Origin of the sequence: Crassaminicella thermophila (genome assembly GCF_008152325.1) — a bacterium.
Lineage (GTDB): Bacteria > Bacillota > Clostridia > Peptostreptococcales > Thermotaleaceae > Crassaminicella_A > Crassaminicella_A thermophila.
On sequence record NZ_CP042243.1, the window covers coordinates 1,158,429 to 1,176,142 of the forward strand.

General features: G+C 32.2%; 16 protein-coding genes and 1 other RNA gene. 16 read left to right on the plus strand and 1 reads right to left on the minus strand.

Features of this window, described 5'->3' with window-relative positions; translation table 11 throughout:
- Window positions 1-133 precede the first annotated feature (133 nt).
- From FQB35_RS05445 to ssrA, 12 genes are all read left to right on the plus strand, one after another.
- Window positions 134-1,177, plus strand: coding sequence for a sugar-binding transcriptional regulator (locus tag FQB35_RS05445; RefSeq protein WP_148809011.1), 1,044 nt, complete (start codon window positions 134-136; stop codon window positions 1,175-1,177).
- 26 nt (window positions 1,178-1,203) lie between these two features.
- Entirely contained in the window at window positions 1,204-2,217 is a 1,014-nt protein-coding gene (gene gap / locus FQB35_RS05450; protein ID WP_148809012.1) for a type I glyceraldehyde-3-phosphate dehydrogenase, read from the plus strand.
- 142 nt (window positions 2,218-2,359) lie between these two features.
- A complete protein-coding gene (locus FQB35_RS05455; protein ID WP_148809013.1) occupies window positions 2,360-3,550 on the plus strand; it encodes a phosphoglycerate kinase in 1,191 nt (396 codons plus the stop codon).
- 16 nt (window positions 3,551-3,566) lie between these two features.
- Window positions 3,567-4,313, plus strand: coding sequence for a triose-phosphate isomerase (gene tpiA, locus FQB35_RS05460; RefSeq protein WP_148809014.1), 747 nt, complete (start codon window positions 3,567-3,569; stop codon window positions 4,311-4,313).
- Between the two features lie 20 nt (window positions 4,314-4,333).
- Window positions 4,334-5,626 carry a phosphopyruvate hydratase gene (eno, locus tag FQB35_RS05465; RefSeq protein ID WP_148809015.1) on the plus strand — a complete coding sequence of 431 codons (1,293 nt, stop codon included), beginning with the start codon at window positions 4,334-4,336 and terminating at the stop codon, window positions 5,624-5,626.
- A 220-nt stretch (window positions 5,627-5,846) separates the two neighbouring features.
- On the plus strand, window positions 5,847-6,080 hold the full coding sequence (secG, locus tag FQB35_RS05470; RefSeq protein ID WP_148809016.1) for a preprotein translocase subunit SecG: 234 nt from the start codon (window positions 5,847-5,849) through the stop codon (window positions 6,078-6,080).
- 54 nt (window positions 6,081-6,134) lie between these two features.
- Window positions 6,135-8,111: a sodium-translocating pyrophosphatase gene (locus FQB35_RS05475; protein ID WP_148809017.1), complete on the plus strand. Its 1,977-nt coding sequence runs from the start codon at window positions 6,135-6,137 to the stop codon at window positions 8,109-8,111.
- 161 nt (window positions 8,112-8,272) lie between these two features.
- Complete coding sequence (locus FQB35_RS05480) at window positions 8,273-8,572, plus strand: DUF1294 domain-containing protein (RefSeq protein ID WP_231701862.1); 300 nt, start codon at window positions 8,273-8,275, stop codon at window positions 8,570-8,572.
- 99 nt (window positions 8,573-8,671) lie between these two features.
- The gene (gene rnr, locus FQB35_RS05485) at window positions 8,672-10,786 is read left to right on the plus strand and encodes a ribonuclease R (protein ID WP_148809018.1); all 2,115 of its coding nucleotides are present in this window, start codon (window positions 8,672-8,674) and stop codon (window positions 10,784-10,786) included.
- A 76-nt stretch (window positions 10,787-10,862) separates the two neighbouring features.
- The gene (locus FQB35_RS05490; RefSeq protein WP_148809019.1) at window positions 10,863-11,681 is read left to right on the plus strand and encodes a Cof-type HAD-IIB family hydrolase; all 819 of its coding nucleotides are present in this window, start codon (window positions 10,863-10,865) and stop codon (window positions 11,679-11,681) included.
- 77 nt (window positions 11,682-11,758) lie between these two features.
- A complete protein-coding gene (gene smpB, locus FQB35_RS05495) occupies window positions 11,759-12,226 on the plus strand; it encodes an SsrA-binding protein SmpB (protein ID WP_148809020.1) in 468 nt (155 codons plus the stop codon).
- Between the two features lie 13 nt (window positions 12,227-12,239).
- Window positions 12,240-12,599: a transfer-messenger RNA gene (gene ssrA / locus FQB35_RS05500) on the plus strand.
- 124 nt (window positions 12,600-12,723) lie between these two features.
- On the opposite strand, the gene FQB35_RS05505 is transcribed toward ssrA, so the two are convergent.
- Window positions 12,724-13,404, minus strand: a complete 681-nt coding sequence (locus tag FQB35_RS05505) for a TetR/AcrR family transcriptional regulator (RefSeq protein WP_168198252.1) — start codon at window positions 13,402-13,404, stop codon at window positions 12,724-12,726.
- Window positions 13,405-13,564: 160 nt separating this feature from the next.
- On the opposite strand from FQB35_RS05505, the gene FQB35_RS05510 reads away from it, so the two are divergent.
- The 4 genes from FQB35_RS05510 to FQB35_RS05525 all read left to right on the plus strand — a co-directional run bounded on the left by FQB35_RS05510 (window position 13,565) and on the right by FQB35_RS05525 (window position 17,714).
- Complete coding sequence (locus tag FQB35_RS05510; RefSeq protein ID WP_148809022.1) at window positions 13,565-15,466, plus strand: OPT family oligopeptide transporter; 1,902 nt, start codon at window positions 13,565-13,567, stop codon at window positions 15,464-15,466.
- 73 nt (window positions 15,467-15,539) lie between these two features.
- On the plus strand, window positions 15,540-15,899 hold the full coding sequence (locus FQB35_RS05515; protein ID WP_148809023.1) for a PqqD family protein: 360 nt from the start codon (window positions 15,540-15,542) through the stop codon (window positions 15,897-15,899).
- A 1-nt stretch (window position 15,900) separates the two neighbouring features.
- Window positions 15,901-16,245, plus strand: a complete 345-nt coding sequence (locus tag FQB35_RS05520; RefSeq protein WP_148809024.1) for a hypothetical protein — start codon at window positions 15,901-15,903, stop codon at window positions 16,243-16,245.
- 14 nt (window positions 16,246-16,259) lie between these two features.
- Entirely contained in the window at window positions 16,260-17,714 is a 1,455-nt protein-coding gene (locus FQB35_RS05525) for an aminoacyl-histidine dipeptidase (protein WP_148809025.1), read from the plus strand.

Sequence of the window (17,714 nt, forward strand, 5' to 3'; positions counted from 1 at the left end):
CTATCTGTATAATTTTATGCTAATCTATTGTTAGATATTTTTTTGCACCAACAGGGACACAAAAAGTCTTAAGGGACATTTAAAGTCCCTAAAAACCATTATATGGCATTCGTGAAAAAGGGGCAAGATGAATATGCAGCAAAAAGAAAATTCTGAAATAGATAGACTGATTGAAATACAGAAAAAAATAGTTCCAGAAATTATTGAAACGCTTGTTAGTCGATATAATATGCTTAGATTAATTCATTATCATGAACCTATTGGAAGAAGAAACTTAGCAAGTATCCTAGGAATAGGTGAAAGAATTGTTCGAAGAGAAGTAAATGTTTTAAAAGAGCAAGGATTTATAGATATTAAAGCAGAGGGAATGAATATCACCAAATTTGGATACACTAGTTTAGGAATGCTTAGAAGTTTCATACATAGATTTAAAGGCTTGTATAATATTGAAGAAGAAGTTGCTAAAAAACTTGGAATAAAGAAAGTACTGGTTGTTCCAGGATTTTATGATGAAGATAAGTTTGTTTTACGGGAGATAGGCCGTGCTGTATCAATTTATCTTAAATCTATCTTAAAAAATGACACAGTACTAGGGATTACTGGTGGGCAAACTATGGCTATGGTAGCAGAAGAAATGATAGATGAGGAACTTAAACTGGCGAATATAACAGTAGTTCCTGCACGTGGTGGATTAGGAAAAGACGTAGAGAATCAAGCTAATACAATTGCTGCAAAGGTTGCTAAAAAGTTAAGAACTTCATACAAACTTTTGCATATGCCCGATAATATATCAAAAGAACTTTTTAGAAGCCTATCAGAAGATCCAAATATAAAAGAAGTAGTAGATTACATTCAAAAGATTGGAATTCTTGTCTTTGGTATAGGAAGAGCTGATAAGATGGCTAAAAGACGTAGATTAAATGAAGAAAAGATAGAGGTTTTACGACAACAAGGTGCTGTTGCAGAAGCTTTTGGATATTATTTTAATAAAGATGGGGAAATTGTACAAGAAATAAATACTGTTGGTGTTAGTTTAAATCATTACAAACAGCTTAAGCATGTTATTGGTGCAGCAGCTGGAATTGAAAAGGCAGAAGCAATTATATCAATAAGTAAGTTAAATAAAAATCTTACTTTAGCAATAGATGAAGGTTTAGCAAAAGAAATTTTAAAATAAATACATATTATAAAGGAGGATTTTACATGAGTGTAAAAGTAGGTATTAATGGTTTTGGAAGAATAGGAAGAAATGCTTTTAAAGTAGCAATGGAGAAAGCAGATGCTAACTTTGAAATTGTTGCAATCAATGATTTAACAGATGCTGCTACATTAGCACATTTATTAAAATATGACAGCTGTTTTGGAAAATTCAATGGAACAGTAGAAGTAAAAGAAGGTGCTATTGTAGTAAATGGAAAAGAGATTAAAATTTTTGCTGAAAGAGATCCAGAAAATATTCCATGGGGTGAATTAGGTGTAGATATTGTTATTGAATCTACTGGAATATTTAGAGATAAAGAAAAAGCAATGAAGCATATTAAAGCAGGAGCAAAGAAAGTTGTTATTTCTGCACCAGCAAAAAATGAAGATATTACAATTGTATTAGGTGTAAATGAAAAAGAATATGATCCAGCAAATCATCATGTAATTTCAAATGCATCTTGTACAACAAACTGTTTAGCACCTTTTGCAAAAGTAATTGATGAAAAATTTGGTATCAAAAAAGGTTTAATGACAACAGTTCACTCTTATACAAATGACCAAAGAATTCTAGATCTTCCTCATAGTGATTTAAGAAGAGCTAGAGCAGCAGCTGAATCTATTATTCCTACAACTACTGGAGCAGCAAAAGCAGTTGCATTAGTATTACCTCAATTAAAAGGAAAATTAAATGGTATGGCTATGCGTGTTCCAACACCAACAGTTTCTGTAGTAGATTTAGTTTGCGAACTAGAAAAGCCTGCAACAGTAGAAGAAATTAATAAAGCTTTTAGAGAAGCAGCTGAAGGAGAATTAGCAGGAATCCTAGGATATAGTGAAGAGCCATTGGTATCTGTAGATTATAGACAAGATCCAAGATCTTCAATCGTTGATGGTTTATCAACAATGGTAATGGAAGGAAACATGGCAAAAATTGTTTCTTGGTATGATAATGAATGGGGATACTCTAATAGAGTAGTAGACTTAGTAAGTTATATTGTTAGCAAAGGATTATAGAATAAGTGTTTGTGGGTTCGATCTGATATGAGATTGAACCCACAATTCAAAATTATATAGCACAAATCATTGACTAAAATAAAATCGTATGTTACATATATTAATGAGTATATACAATATATAGGTTAGGGGTGAACGGGTAGTGAATAAGAAAAGTATTGAAGATATTCAAGTAAAAGGCAAAAAAGTACTTGTACGCTGTGATTTTAATGTACCTATGGATGAAGATAAAAATATTACAGATGATATTCGTATAAGAGGAGCCCTTCCGACGATAAAATATCTTATTGATAACGAAGCAAAAGTAATCCTTATGTCTCATCTAGGAAGACCAAAAGGAGAACCTAATCAAAAATACAGCCTAGAGCCAGTAGCAAAAAGACTTGCAGAATTGTTAGACAAAGAAGTGACATTTGCGTCAGATGAAGAAGTAGTAGGAGCAAATGCGAAAAAAGCTGTTGAAGCAATGAAAGATGGCGATGTGGTTGTACTTGAAAACGTTAGATTTAGAAAAGAAGAAACAAAGAATGATCCAGAATTTGCAAAAGAATTAGCAAGTTTAGCAGATATCTTTGTCAATGATGCTTTTGGTACTGCACACAGAGCACATGCATCAACTGCAGGAGTTGCTGATTATTTACCATGTGTATCAGGATACTTAATCCAAAAAGAAATTGGTGTTATGGGGAAAGCATTAAACAACCCTGAAAGACCTTTTGTTGCAATCCTAGGAGGAGCAAAGGTTTCTGATAAAATTGGTGTTATTAATAACCTATTAGAAAAAGTTGATACGCTAATTATTGGTGGTGGAATGGCTTATACATTCTTAAAAGCTAAAGGACTTGAAATCGGAAAATCTCTATTAGAAGAAGATAAAATAGAGCTTGCAAAAGAATTGATGAACAAGGCTAAAGAAAAAGGTGTAAACTTATTATTACCTGTTGATGTTGTTGTTGCAGAAGAATTCAAAGCTGATGCAGCACATAAAACTGTAAAGGTTGAGGAAATTCCTGCAAATATGATGGGATTAGACATAGGAAAAGAAAGTATTGAAATCTTTAGCAAAGAAATCAAAAAAGCAAAAACGGTTGTATGGAACGGACCAATGGGAGTATTTGAAATGCCTGCTTTTGCAATCGGTACAAAGGGAGTTGCTGAAGCTATGGCAGAGTGTGATGGAACAACAATCATCGGTGGTGGAGATAGTGCAGCAGCAGCAGAGCAATTAGGTTTTGCTGATAAAATGACACATATATCTACAGGTGGTGGTGCATCTTTAGAATTTCTAGAGGGAAAAGAATTACCTGGTATTGCTGTTGTTGAGGATAAGTAAATTATAGGAGGTTATTATGAGAATACCTATTATTGCTGGTAACTGGAAAATGCATAAAACAATAAAAGAAGCTATTGCATTTGTAGATGATATTAAAGATCATGTAAAAAATACAGATGTTGAGGTAGTATTATGTGTGCCTTTTACATTGTTACAATCAGTAAAGGAAGCTACAAAAGGTACAAACATTAAGGTCGGTGCACAAAATATGCACTGGGAAGAAAGTGGAGCTTTTACAGGCGAGGTTTCACCATTAATGCTAAAGGAATTAGGAATAGATTACTGTGTTATTGGACATTCTGAAAGAAGACAGTATTTTAATGAAACTGATGAAACAGTAAACAAAAAAGTTCATGCAGCATTAAAGCATGAAATAAAGCCAATTGTTTGTGTTGGTGAAACTCTTGAGCAAAGAGAAAATGGACAAACTAATGCTGTTGTTAAGGATCAAGTAATAAAAGCATTTAAGGATATTGAAAGCTCAAAAGTAAAAGATGTTGTTATAGCATATGAGCCAATATGGGCAATTGGAACAGGAAAAACAGCAACGCCTGAGCAAGCGAATGAAGTAATATATCAAATTAGAGAAGTTATTAAAGAACTTTATGGAGAAGAAGTTTATACAGAGATACGTATTCAGTATGGTGGAAGTGTGAAGCCGAATAATGTGGAAGAAATTATGAATCAAGAAGATATAGATGGAGCTTTAGTAGGTGGAGCAAGTTTAAAACCTGATGATTTTGTAAAACTTGTAAACTTTTAATTATGAAAGGAGAAATACATATGCCAACTACAATTGTTGATGTTTATGCAAGAGAAGTATTAGATTCAAGAGGAAATCCTACAGTTGAGGTAGAAGTTTATTTAGAAGATGGAAGCATGGGAAGAGCAATCGTGCCTTCTGGAGCTTCAACAGGAGCATTTGAAGCAGTTGAATTAAGAGACGGTGACAAAGATAGATACTTAGGTAAAGGTGTGCTTAAAGCAGTTGATAATGTTAATGAAGTAATTGCTGATGAAATTATAGGTATGGATGCATTAGATCAAATTGGAATCGACATGACTATGATCGAATTAGATGGTACAGAAAATAAAGGAAAACTTGGTGCTAATGCAATACTTGGAGTATCTATGGCAGTTGCAAAAGCTGCTGCAGCATCTCTTGGAATGCCATTATTCCAATATTTAGGAGGAGTAAATGCAAAGACTCTACCAGTTCCAATGATGAATATTTTAAATGGTGGAGAGCATGCTGATAATAATGTGGATATTCAAGAATTCATGGTTATGCCTGTAGGAGCAAAATCTTTTAGAGAAGCATTAAGAATGGGTGCTGAAATATTCCATAATCTTAAGAAAGTATTAAAAGATAAAGGGTTAAATACAGCAGTTGGTGATGAAGGTGGTTTTGCACCAAACCTAACTTCTAATGAAGAGGCTCTTGAAGTAATTATAGAAGCTATTAAAAATGCAGGATATACTCCAGGAGAAGATGTAAAACTTGCATTAGATGTAGCTGCAACAGAACTATATGATAAAGAAGAAAAGAAATATAATCTATCAGGAGAAGGTGTTGTAAAAACATCTGAACAAATGGTTGATTTCTATGAAGAACTAATAAATAAATATCCAATCGTATCTATAGAAGACGGATTAGATGAAGAAGATTGGGAAGGCTGGAAATTATTAACTGAAAGATTAGGAGATAGAGTACAACTTGTTGGAGATGACCTATTTGTAACAAATACAACAAGACTTGAAAAAGGTATTGAAAGAAAAACTGCAAATTCAATTTTAATTAAGTTAAATCAAATTGGTACAATTACTGAAACTCTTGATGCTATTGAAATGGCAAAAAGAGCAGGATATACAGCAGTTGTATCTCATAGATCAGGAGAAACAGAAGATACTACAATTGCTGATTTAGTAGTTGCTGTTAATGCTGGTCAAATTAAAACAGGTTCAGCATCAAGAACAGATAGAATTGCAAAATATAATCAATTGTTAAGAATTGAAGAATTACTTGATGCTACAGCAAAATATGCAGGAATGAATGCTTTTTATAATTTAAAATAAACAGTATACATTTAGAAGATCCTGGAAATAATAAAAGGGTAGACTAGTCTACCCTTTTATTGATGTTTTCTGTGTGCATTTATTTATAATTTATACTGTATATTTATAAAATTGCTTTTACCCCTTAAAAAGTATGATAGTAGAGAGTACAATACATGTTGATTTTAAAAAAGTGCTATGTTAAAATAGGTATGTTGAATAAGACGGAGGAGGTGTGAGTATGAAAGCATTATTTATGATTATACAAGCTATTGCGAGTTTGATACTTATTGGAAGTATACTTTTACAATCTGGTAAAAGTGCAGGATTATCAGGCTCAATTGCTGGAGGAGCTGAACAACTTATGGGGAAACAAAAAGGAAGAAGTTATGAAACTTTATTAAGTAAAGTAACCACAATTGGGGCAACTGCTTTTATTATAACTTCTATCATTTTGGTTTATCTTCAAAAGTAATAGCTTAAAAGACAAACTATATTAGATGAATGGATATAAGGAGGCATATGGAAAATGAATTTTGAATTACTTGCACCAATTATGGGTGTTATTGCATTGATTTTTGCTTATACACTTGCAGCAAAGATCAATAAAGTAAATGTAGGGACAGATAAAATGAAAGAAATCTCTACATATATTCATGAGGGAGCGATGGCTTTCTTAACAAGAGAATATAGAACACTTGTTGTTTTTGCTGCAGTATTGTTTGTTGTATTAGGTTTTGGTGTTGGTTGGACAACAGCAGTATGTTTTATAATTGGAGCATTTTTCTCAGCTCTTGCTGGATTCTTTGGAATGCAAGTAGCGACAAAAGCAAATGTTAGAACAGCAAACGCTGCAAGAGAAAATGGAATGAATCAAGCATTGAGTGTAGCCTTCAATGGTGGGGCTGTTATGGGAATGTCTGTTGTTGGTTTAGGACTTTTAGGAGTTGGAGTATTATATTTTATTTTTAGAGATCCAGAAATTATTACAGGTTTTGGTTTAGGAGCATCATCTATTGCGTTATTCGGACGTGTTGGTGGTGGTATTTATACTAAAGCTGCTGACGTAGGTGCTGACCTTGTTGGAAAAGTAGAAGCAGGGATACCAGAAGATGATCCAAGAAACCCAGCTGTTATTGCGGACAATGTTGGGGACAATGTTGGAGACGTTGCAGGTATGGGTGCCGATCTTTTTGAATCTTATGTTGGTTCAATCATTTCTTCTATTACATTAGGATTAATTGCTGTAGGGACAAATGGAGCGATTTTCCCATTAATTTTAGCAGCATTAGGAATTATTGCATCTATTATAGGAACTATGTTTGTTAGAGGAGATGAAAATGTAAATCCTGCAGCAGCACTACACAGAGGTACTTATGCTGCTGGAGCAATTGTAATTGCTGGAGCATTTTTCTTAAGTAGAATGTTATTTGGAAGTCTTGATGCATTTTGGGCAATTGTATCTGGATTAATTGTTGGTATGGCTATTGGTAAAATTACAGAAGTTTATACTTCAGGTGAATTTGCTTCTGTTAAAAAGATTGCAGAGCAATCAGAGACAGGTCCTGCTACTACAATTATTAGTGGTTTAGCAGTAGGTATGTATTCAACTGCTTGGCCGTTACTTCTTATTTCAGTTGGTATTTTAGTAGCGTTTAAATTCTTTGGATTATATGGTATCGCACTAGCTGCTGTTGGTATGTTATCTACAACAGGTATTACTGTAGCAGTTGATGCTTATGGTCCAATTGCTGATAATGCTGGTGGTATTGCAGAAATGTCTGAACTTCCAGGAAGTGTAAGAGAAATAACAGATAAATTAGATGCAGTGGGAAATACTACAGCTGCAATCGGTAAAGGATTTGCTATTGGTTCAGCTGCATTAACAGCACTAGCTTTATTTGCTTCATATTCTCAAGTAGTTAAGTTACAAACAATAGATATTTTAAATCCATTAGTAGTTGTTGGTTTATTAATTGGTGGTATGCTACCATTCTTATTCTCAGCTATGACAATGGAATCAGTTGGAAAAGCAGCTTTCCAAATGATTGAAGAAGTAAGAAGACAATTTAGAGAAATCCCAGGAATTATGGAAGGAAAAGCAAAGCCTGACTATGCAAGATGTGTTGATATTAGTACAGGAGCAGCGTTAAAAGAAATGATGGTACCTGGTGTTATGGCAGTTCTTGCTCCACTTGCAACAGGTTTAATTCTTGGACCTGAAGCATTAGGAGGATTACTTGCTGGAGCACTTGTTTCAGGAGTACTTGTAGCTATTATGATGGCAAATGCTGGTGGTGCTTGGGATAATGCTAAAAAATATATTGAAGAAGGACACCACGGAGGAAAAGGTAGTGAAGCACATAAGGCTGCTGTAGTTGGAGATACAGTAGGAGATCCATTTAAAGATACATCTGGTCCATCTATTAATATATTAATTAAGCTTATGACAATCGTTGCAGTTGTTTTTGCACCATTATTCTTAAAATTTGGTGGATTATTATAAGACAAACAAAAAGGTTCTATCTTTAATACAAGATAGAACCTTTCGTATCAAGTATTAAAAATAATATAGATCAGATAGTTCAAAAAATTAATTATATTTTAAAAAAATACCATCTGTGATATAATACAGATGGTATTTTTTTAAAAGGAGAAGAAATAAAAATGGATAAATTTTTTAAAATGAAAGAATTTTATTTTTTACTATATGTATTGATTATTAATATATACACATTTTGCTTAACGGGTATTGACAAATACAAAGCAAGAAAAGAAAAGTGGAGAGTTAATGAAAAAAATTTTTTTATTACTGCTCTATTAGGAGGAGCAGCAGGTGTGATGATGGGTATGGTAATGTTTAGACATAAAACGAAGCATAAAACTTTTTATATAGGAATTCCTGTTATTTATATTATAAATATGATTTGTGTAAGTTTATTAATATTTTTTATATATGTAAAGTAATCTGTATTTATATATTACTTGGGAAATGTATAAGTTTTAAAAAATGTTATTATGGGTAAAATAAGGATGTATTATTTATAAATGATTGGAGGAATAATATTGGCAATTAAAGAGAAGATACTTGAATTTATGAGAGAAAAAGCCTATAATCCTATGTTAGATATTGAATTAGCAAATGTATTTAATATAAAACCTCAAGAAATAGGAGAATTTTATGCAGTTCTAGATGAAATGGAAAAGAAAGGACAAATTATTAAAACTAAAAAAAATAGATATGCTGCACCAGAGAGAATGAACCTGATAGTAGGAAAATTACAGCAGCATAGCAAAGGGTTTGGATTTATTTTATCAGAGATAGAAGGGTATTCTGATGTATTTGTTTCCTCAAGTGATATGAATGGTGCCATGCATAATGATCGAGTTATTGGAAGGATAACAAAAAAAGGTGGAGATGGAAGGCGTGCAGAAGGAGAAATTATTCGTATATTAGAAAGAGCAAATGCTGAAATTGTAGGAACTTTTGAAAGCAGTAAAAACTTTGGTTTTGTTGTTCCTGATGATACTAGAATCAAAATGGATATTTATATACCTAAAAGTGAAATAAATGGTGCTAAAGATGGTTATAAAGTAGTTGCACAGATTACAAAATGGCCAGAACCTAGAAGAAATCCAGAAGGGAAAATTATAGAGATTTTAGGACATAAAGATGATGTAGGAACAGATATTATTTCTATCATTAAAAAATATAAGCTATCTGAAGTTTTTCCTAAAAAAGTAGAAGCAGAAGCAGCAAATATTCCAGAGGAAATTCCACAAGAAGAAATAAATCGTAGAAGAGATCTAAGAAATGAGAAAATAGTAACTATTGATGGTTTAGATGCAAAGGATTTAGATGATGCTGTATCGGTAAAGAAGCTATCAAATGGAAACTATCTTTTAGGGGTACATATTGCTGATGTAACTCACTATGTAAAGGAGCATAGCCGTATTGATAAAGAAGCGTTTAAAAGAGGTACGAGTGTTTATCTAGTAGATCGTGTAATTCCAATGCTTCCTAAAAAATTGTCAAATGGAGTGTGTAGCTTAAATCCAAAAGTAGATAGACTTACATTATCTGTAAATATGGAGATTGACAAGAAAGGAAAAGTAGTAAATCATGAAATATATGAAAGTGTCATTAAGACATGTGAAAGAATGACGTATACAGATGTATCGGATATTCTTGAGAAAGATGATGAAGAACTTAAAAAAAGATATGCATATTTACTTGATGATTTCAAATTAATGGAAGAATTAGCAAAAATCCTTAGAAAGAAGAGAGAAGAAAGAGGAAGTATAGACTTTGATTTTGATGAGTCGAAAGTTATAGTTGATGATAAAGGAATACCAGTTGAAATAAAAAAAGCAGAGAGAAGAATCGCAAATAGAATTATAGAAGAATTCATGCTTATATGTAATGAAACTGTTGCAGAGCATTTTCATTGGTCAGATTTACCATTTGTATATCGAATACATGAAGATCCTGATATAGAAAAAATCGAAAACTTTAATAAATTTATTCATAACTTTGGTTATCATCTAAAAGGAATAACAAATGAGATACACCCTCGAGCTCTTCAAGATTTATTAAAGAAAGTAGAAGGAAAAAAGGAAGAAAGAATTATTAATACGATTATGTTAAGATCTCTAAAAAAAGCAAGATATTCACCGCAAAATACTGGACATTTTGGATTGGCTGCAGATAATTATTGTCATTTTACTTCGCCAATTAGAAGGTATCCAGATTTGCAGATTCATCGTATTATTAAAGAATCCTTATCAGGAAAACTAACAGGAAAAAGAATTAAAAAATTAAAAGGAATTGTAGAAAATGCTGCTGAACAATCTTCAGAAAGAGAAAGAATCGCTGTTGAAGCAGAAAGAGAAACAGAGGACTTGAAAAAAACTGAATATATGACATACCATATAGGAGAAGAATTTGAAGGAATTATTAGCAGTGTAGTGTCTTTTGGTATGTTTGTAGAGCTAGAGAATACAATTGAAGGCTTAGTAAGAATTAGTTCTCTTGTTGATGATTATTATATTTACGATGAAGAAAATTATCTTTTTAGAGGTGAGAGAACAAAGAAAACTTACAGAATAGGAGATGAGGTAAGAATTAAAGTAATAAGAGCAGATGTTTCACAAAAGGAAATTGATTTTATCCTTGTTTAGTAGTACAATAGTTCAGAAGATACTTTCATGTATCTTCTTTTTTCGACACATATAAAAGAAAGGCGGAATCAATAGTATGTATAAATTAGTAGTAAGCGATATGGATGGAACTTTATTAAATAGCAACAATACTGTTTCAGAGAATAATAAAAAAGCTCTAAAAGAATTGTTAGAAAAAAATATTCATGTCGCAATAGCAACAGGAAGAATCTATACATCAGCAAAGGTATATGCAAAGTATTTAGATATTGTAACACCTGTTATTGCATGTAATGGTGCGATTGTTCGTGATTTAAAAGACGACAAGATTATATATGAAAGCCATATTCAAAAAGAGGATGCTCTAAAAGTATTAGATGTCGCTAGAAAATATAATGTATATTTCCACTTTTATACCGCTGATACTTTTTATACAGAAAGGTTGGCTTATAGTTCTTTAAAGTATTCAGAATGGAATAAAACTTTAAAAGAAGAGGATCAAATTGATATTCGCTTAATTAAAGATTCTTATAAACAAATTGAAGTAAGCGATGAAAAAATCTATAAGATACAAATGATTAGTGATGATCAAAAATTATTAAATAGGGTAAGAGAAGAATTAGAAAAAATGGGTACGCTAGAAATTTGCAAGTCATGGCATAATAATATTGAAATTATGAATAAAGGTGTTTCGAAAGCAAATGCTATAGATCATTTAGCCAAATCATTAAAGGTTAAGAAAGAGGAAATAGTATGTTTTGGTGATAATGAAAATGATATTAGTATGCTTACATATGCTGGACTTGGTATAGCTATGGGAAATGCAGAAGATTTTGTAAAGGAAAGAGCTGATTATATAACAGATACGAATGATGAAGATGGAGTAGCAAATGCTTTGAGAAAATTTGTTTTATAGAGGTTGACGTAATATGTTATTTATGATACAATATAATTCGATTCTTATTATAGATTACTTTTAAAGTAGGTGTTTGCATGGGACAAATAAAAGTAGTAGCCAATAATAAAAAAGCAAGACATGATTATTTTATTGAAGAAACATATGAAGCAGGTATTGTGCTAACTGGAACAGAGGTAAAGTCTATCAGAATGGGTAGAATTAATCTAAAAGATAGTTATGCTGAAGTAGATAATGGTGAAGTATTTGTTCATAACATGCATATAAGTCCCTACGAAAAAGGAAATATTTTCAATGTTGATCCTGTTAGAAAAAGAAAATTATTACTTCATAAAAGGGAAATTAATAAGTTAATAGGTTATACAACACAAAAAGGATTAACACTTGTGCCACTAAAGGTCTATATTAATGAAAAAGGTTTAGTCAAAGTGGATCTTGCAGTAGCAAAAGGAAAAAAACTTTATGACAAACGTGCAGATATTGCTAAAAAAGAGGCAAATCGACGTATTCAAAAGGAAATTAGACAGCGACAAAAGTCTTATTAGACTTTATATATATGGGGGCGTACAGGTTTCGACGGGGGTTTGGAGCCTGCAGTAGCGAGTGGAGGTTTTTCCTTGGGGTCCGCCTTAAAAAACTGGGGAATTAAATATAAACGCAAACGAAAATTACGCTTTAGCAGCTTAATAAACGCTGCTCGTTCTACCTAAGTAGCCCACGGCTTAGACTAGAACGTCATTATAGTGGGGAACTACTTTGGGGGTGTCTCGACCCAAAAGTGGAATTATTGGGACTGGTCAGATAGAAAGCCTGTCATTGGGCGTTCTTGAAGACGAGAAACAAAAACAATGACTGCACTCGGAGAAGCTGTTGGTGAAGGACTTTCGGACAGGGGTTCGATTCCCCTCGCCTCCACCAATAAAGAAAAAGAGTTATGCTTAAAAATTTTTAGGCATAACTCTTTTTCTTTATAGATATAAACTTATTATAAAAAGCTTCTTTTATATAATAAGGTATCGTATAGCAAAGACCGTTTATTTCATTACCATTTTGTTCCCAAAGATATAGTTTTGGAAAAAGATTTCTTTTTGAAAAAACTTTTTTTAGTTTTTGTTTTAGGTGTAGCTTCAGCAGATATCATTTTCCACATATTATCATAGAGATTTTGACGAATACTATTGATATTAAATGAAGAATAGATTGTGGAAAGCATGAAAAGACCTTCAAGCCATGCAATAATTTCTAGTGCTAGTGATTCTTCAGATAAATCCGTTCTAATTTTATTGTTCTTTTGACCAATTCTTACGATATTTGTAATAGTATCATTTAAAAAATTATAGTAATTATCAATTCTTTCACCTAAAGAAGGAAATCTATTGCGTCCTAGATGAAAAAGATTGAGCATATTAATAGGTTTATTGTAATTGTTTCCAACCATAATAGATAAGTTACTATTAAATTCTATTAAACAAGAAAATATATTTTCAAGCATTGCCTTTGAAGAATCGACTTTTTTAATAGAAGTTAGGATTTGATCTTCTAAGGAATCTAATATATGATTAATCGATAGGATAAAAAGTTCTTCTTTATTTTTAAAATGATAATAAATTGATGGTTTTTTAATACCAACTTCACTTGCGATTAAAGAGAGTGAAGTTTTTTCATAACCTAAATTAAAAAAATTTTTTATAGCTGAATTTATAATTTTATTTTTTGTATTCAAAGAAATCTCTCCTTTACCTAACGTTAGGTAGATTATATCATAAACTTTTTTGCTTGTCTAAGCATTTATTGTATTTGACATTTCAGAAAATTCATTGTTATAATGTGAACAAAGTAAAATCTTCCGGAAGAAAAAAATTAAATTATAGGAGGGTTTTTAAATGAGTAAAAGTACTGCTGATAAGCAGGAGTTTAAACCATTTATTTCTGCTGATAAGATACTTCCTGAATTTACAGGTATGTCTATATTTTTAGGTATTTTATTAGCTGTTGTATTTGGTGCTGCAAATGCTTATCTTGGGCTTAAGGTAGGAATGACAATAAGTGCATCAATACCAGCAGCTGTAATATCAATGGGACTTATTAGAGGATTATTAAAAAAAGAATCAATACTTGAAAATAATATGGTTCAAACAATAGGATCAGCTGGTGAATCTTTGGCAGCTGGAGCAATATTTACCCTTCCAGCATTATATATATGGACTGAAGAATGGAATATGGGGGCTCCAAACCTAATTACAATTACTGCTATTGCTCTTTGTGGTGGTATATTAGGAGTTCTTTTCATGGTTCCACTTAGAAAAGCTCTTATAGTTAAGGAGCATGGTATATTGCCTTATCCTGAGGGTACTGCTTGTGCCGAAGTGCTTCTTGCAGGTGAAGAAGGTGGAGAAAAAGCTAAGGCATGTTTTACTGGCTTAGGAATAGGTGCATTATATAAGTTTATTGCAGATGGATTAAAACTTTTCCCAAGTGAAATAGAAACAACTATACCTGGATATAAAGGCGCAGCAATTGGAGGCGATGTACTACCAGCTTTATTAGGGGTTGGTTTCATCATTGGACCTAGAATTTCTGCTTATATGTTGGCGGGTGCTGTTTTAGGATGGTTTGGATTTATTCCACTTATTGCCAATATTGGTTCAATGGGTGATGTAATTATGTATCCAGCATCAGTACCAATTAAAGAGCTTGGATACTGGGGAATTTGGAATTACTATATACGTTATCTTGGAGCTGGAGCCGTAGCATTTGGAGGTATTTTTAGCTTAATAAAATCGTTACCATTAATTGTTCAAACATTTAAAGAAGCTGTTAAGGATTATTCTTCTGGTGTTGGTGGTAATAGAAGTGTTAGAACAGATAGAGATATGTCTATGAAGATAGTTCTTATTGGCAGTTTAGCAATAATATTAGCAATGATGATGTTACCAGCTATACCAGTAGGATTTGGTGGAGCATTACTTATAGCAATATTCGGATTTTTCTTTGCAACAGTATCTTCAAGAATAGTTGGTTTAGTAGGAAGCTCATCAAATCCTGTATCAGGTATGACAATAGCTACATTAATCATTACAGCTATTATATTTAAGGCGACAGGGAATGACGGTCATGCTGGAATGATTGGAACTTTAACAGTAGGAGCAATCATTTGTATTATAGCTGCTATGGCAGGAGATACTTCTCAAGACTTAAAAACAGGTTTCTTAGTTGGTGCAACTCCGTTTAAACAGCAATATGGTGAATTAATTGGGGCAGTAGCATCAGCTCTTGCAATCGGACTTGTGTTAACTTTATTAAATAAAGCATGGGGATTTGGCTCTACTGAACTTCCAGCACCACAAGCAACTTTGATGAGACTAGTAATTGAAGGTGTTATGGGTGGTAATCTGCCATGGGCACTAGTATTTACTGGAATTGGTGTTGGGGTAACAATAGAATTACTAGGATTACCAGTACTTCCTATAGCTATAGGTTTATATCTACCAATTCATTTAAGTACGCCAATTATGGTAGGTGGAGTTATTAGAGGTATATTAGATAAGAAATTGAAAAATAATGGTGGAGAAGATAAAAGCATCAAAGCTAAAATTGATTCTGGTATACTTTATGCGTCAGGGCTTATTGCTGGTGAAGGATTAGTTGGTATTTTACTGGCAATATTTGCGGTAGCTGGCTGGAAAGTAGCTATGAATATTGATCTAGGACAAATTGGAGGATTAATATTCTTTATAATGTTAGCATTTTCACTCGTTAAGTTTTCTATATTGAAGAAAGATTAGTAATATATTAAAGCAAGTTTAGGGGATAATACTTTTATCCCCTTTTAAATATTTATGTATATAGAGGTGTATTATGGAAAGAAAAATAAAAAAAGATGATAATTTTTTAGAGCTTATTCCAGTAAAAAAAGAATCTCAAAAATGGGAAATAAATGAAGATGCATTAGTTCAGTTAATTATTCCTAGAGATGGTATATTGGATAAAATAGTGCGTGTATTTTTTAAAACACCAAAAGTTATGCGTATTGATTTAGACATGTTAGGAAGTTGTGTGTGGAAGGCTATTGATGGGAAAAGAAATGTTAAGGATATTGCAGAGCTTTTGAAAAGTGAATTTGGAAAAGAAGCAGAGCCTCTATATGAAAGATTAGGAACCTATATTAATATTTTAAGAAATAATAAATTCATTACCTTAGAGAAAGCAAGGGATTGATATGTTTAATTTTATATTTAAGGTACTTTTGTTTGCTATTACTATTGCTTTTCTAGGAGCTTGGGGAATTATAAAACAGCAGAGAAAGACACAGGAGCTGCTAAACAAATTATATAAGAATGCAGAATCAAAAGTAATAAAGGAGCTTAAGAATAAAGAAGAACTATCAATTAAACAAATTGAAGATATTATTGAAGGGACGAAGGCATCTTTATTTTGGAGTAAAAATAAGGTAAAAATAACGGATTCTAGATTGGTTTCTAAGGAATTAATGAGAAAGATGGTTGAAAAAGGACTAGTTAAGGAAGAAATTAGAAAAAATCGAAAATATTATATATTAAAATAGAGGTGAGACGAAATATGAAAAGAGTGTTAAACGATTTAAAACCTGAAGCTGTTTTTAGACACTTTGAAGCTTTAACCCGTATACCTAGAGGGTCAGGAAATGAAAAGGAAGTTAGCGATTTTCTAGTAAACTTTGCTAAGGAGCTTGGTCTAGAGGTAATTCAAGAAGAATGCTTAAACGTTATAATTAATAAGCCTGCAACTAAGGGATATGAGAATGCACCAAGGGTTATTCTCCAAGGGCATATGGATATAGTATGTGCTAAAAGAGAAGATTTAGAATTTGACTTTACAAAGGATTCAATTCCTTTAGTTGTAGATGGTGATATGATTGCCACAGAAGGAACTACACTTGGTGCTGATAATGGAATTGCTATAGCAATGACAATGGCTATTCTAGAAGCTAAAGATATACCTCATCCTCCATTAACTGCATTATTTACTGTTTCAGAGGAGACAGGTATGGATGGTGTGATTAATCTTAAGCCTGAAAATATTTCAGGAGATATTCTAATTAACATTGATTCTGAGGAAGAGGGAACTGCATTGTCTTCTTGTGCAGGTGGAGTAAACAATTTAGTTCATTTGCCGATAAAATGGCAAGATACAGATAAAAGTAAAAGTGCTTATAAGGTTTCGATAAAGGGTCTATTAGGTGGACATTCAGGAATGGAAATTAATAAAAATCGTGGGAATGCAATTAAATTATTAGGAAGAGTATTAGATGCTGTCAATAGAAATATAAATGTTGATATTGCTTATGTCAGCGGCGGCGAAAAAATGAATGCCATTGCTAAGATGGCTGATGCTGTTATTGTAATAGACAAAGAAGATGAGGGTAAATTAGAAAGCATTATAAATGATTATCAAAGTGTATTTTCAAACGAATTTAAGACTTCTGATCCAAATATAAGGCTTTATATTGATAAAATAGAAAAATCTAATAAGGTATTTAGTAAAGATACAAAAAAATCTTTGATAAGTATTTTGAGACTAATTCCAAATGGAGTTCAAACAATGAGTGCTGATATTGAAGGATTAGTAGAGAGTTCAAATAATATTGGAGTATTAACAACTGAAGAAAATGAGCTGATATTTAGCAGTGCGGTTCGTAGCTCTGTAAAGACATTGAAAGAAGAAATTAATACTAGGATACAAAATATATGTGATTTTACAGGTGCTAAAATGAAGTTAGTAGCTGATTATCCTGAATGGGAATATAAGGTAGATTCATCTATTCGTGAATTAATGAAGGATGTTTATAAAGATATGTATGGTAAAGAGCTTAAGGTTGATGCTATACATGCAGGACTAGAATGTGGACTTTTAAAAGAAAAAGTTGGAGATATAGACATGATATCTATTGGACCGAATATATATGATGTTCATACTCCGAATGAGCATTTAAGTATATTCTCAACAAGACGTGTCTTTGAATTTTTATGTGAAGTATTAAAAAGAATTAAATAA

Excerpts from the sequence above, each read along its gene's own strand:
- FQB35_RS05525 (WP_148809025.1), top strand. The coding sequence starts at position 16,260 with ATGAAAAGAGTGTTAAACGATTTAAAACCTGAAGCTGTTTTTAGACAC.
- FQB35_RS05515 (WP_148809023.1), top strand. The coding sequence starts at position 15,540 with ATGGAAAGAAAAATAAAAAAAGATGATAATTTTTTAGAGCTTATTCCA.
- FQB35_RS05520 (WP_148809024.1), top strand. The coding sequence starts at position 15,901 with ATGTTTAATTTTATATTTAAGGTACTTTTGTTTGCTATTACTATTGCT.
- FQB35_RS05490 (WP_148809019.1), top strand. The coding sequence starts at position 10,863 with ATGTATAAATTAGTAGTAAGCGATATGGATGGAACTTTATTAAATAGC.
- FQB35_RS05475 (WP_148809017.1), top strand. The coding sequence starts at position 6,135 with ATGAATTTTGAATTACTTGCACCAATTATGGGTGTTATTGCATTGATT.
- tpiA (WP_148809014.1), top strand. The coding sequence starts at position 3,567 with ATGAGAATACCTATTATTGCTGGTAACTGGAAAATGCATAAAACAATA.
- FQB35_RS05510 (WP_148809022.1), top strand. The coding sequence starts at position 13,565 with ATGAGTAAAAGTACTGCTGATAAGCAGGAGTTTAAACCATTTATTTCT.
- FQB35_RS05480 (WP_231701862.1), top strand. The coding sequence starts at position 8,273 with ATGGATAAATTTTTTAAAATGAAAGAATTTTATTTTTTACTATATGTA.
- secG (WP_148809016.1), top strand. The coding sequence starts at position 5,847 with ATGAAAGCATTATTTATGATTATACAAGCTATTGCGAGTTTGATACTT.
- gap (WP_148809012.1), top strand. The coding sequence starts at position 1,204 with ATGAGTGTAAAAGTAGGTATTAATGGTTTTGGAAGAATAGGAAGAAAT.
- eno (WP_148809015.1), top strand. The coding sequence starts at position 4,334 with ATGCCAACTACAATTGTTGATGTTTATGCAAGAGAAGTATTAGATTCA.
- smpB (WP_148809020.1), top strand. The coding sequence starts at position 11,759 with ATGGGACAAATAAAAGTAGTAGCCAATAATAAAAAAGCAAGACATGAT.
- FQB35_RS05445 (WP_148809011.1), top strand. The coding sequence starts at position 134 with ATGCAGCAAAAAGAAAATTCTGAAATAGATAGACTGATTGAAATACAG.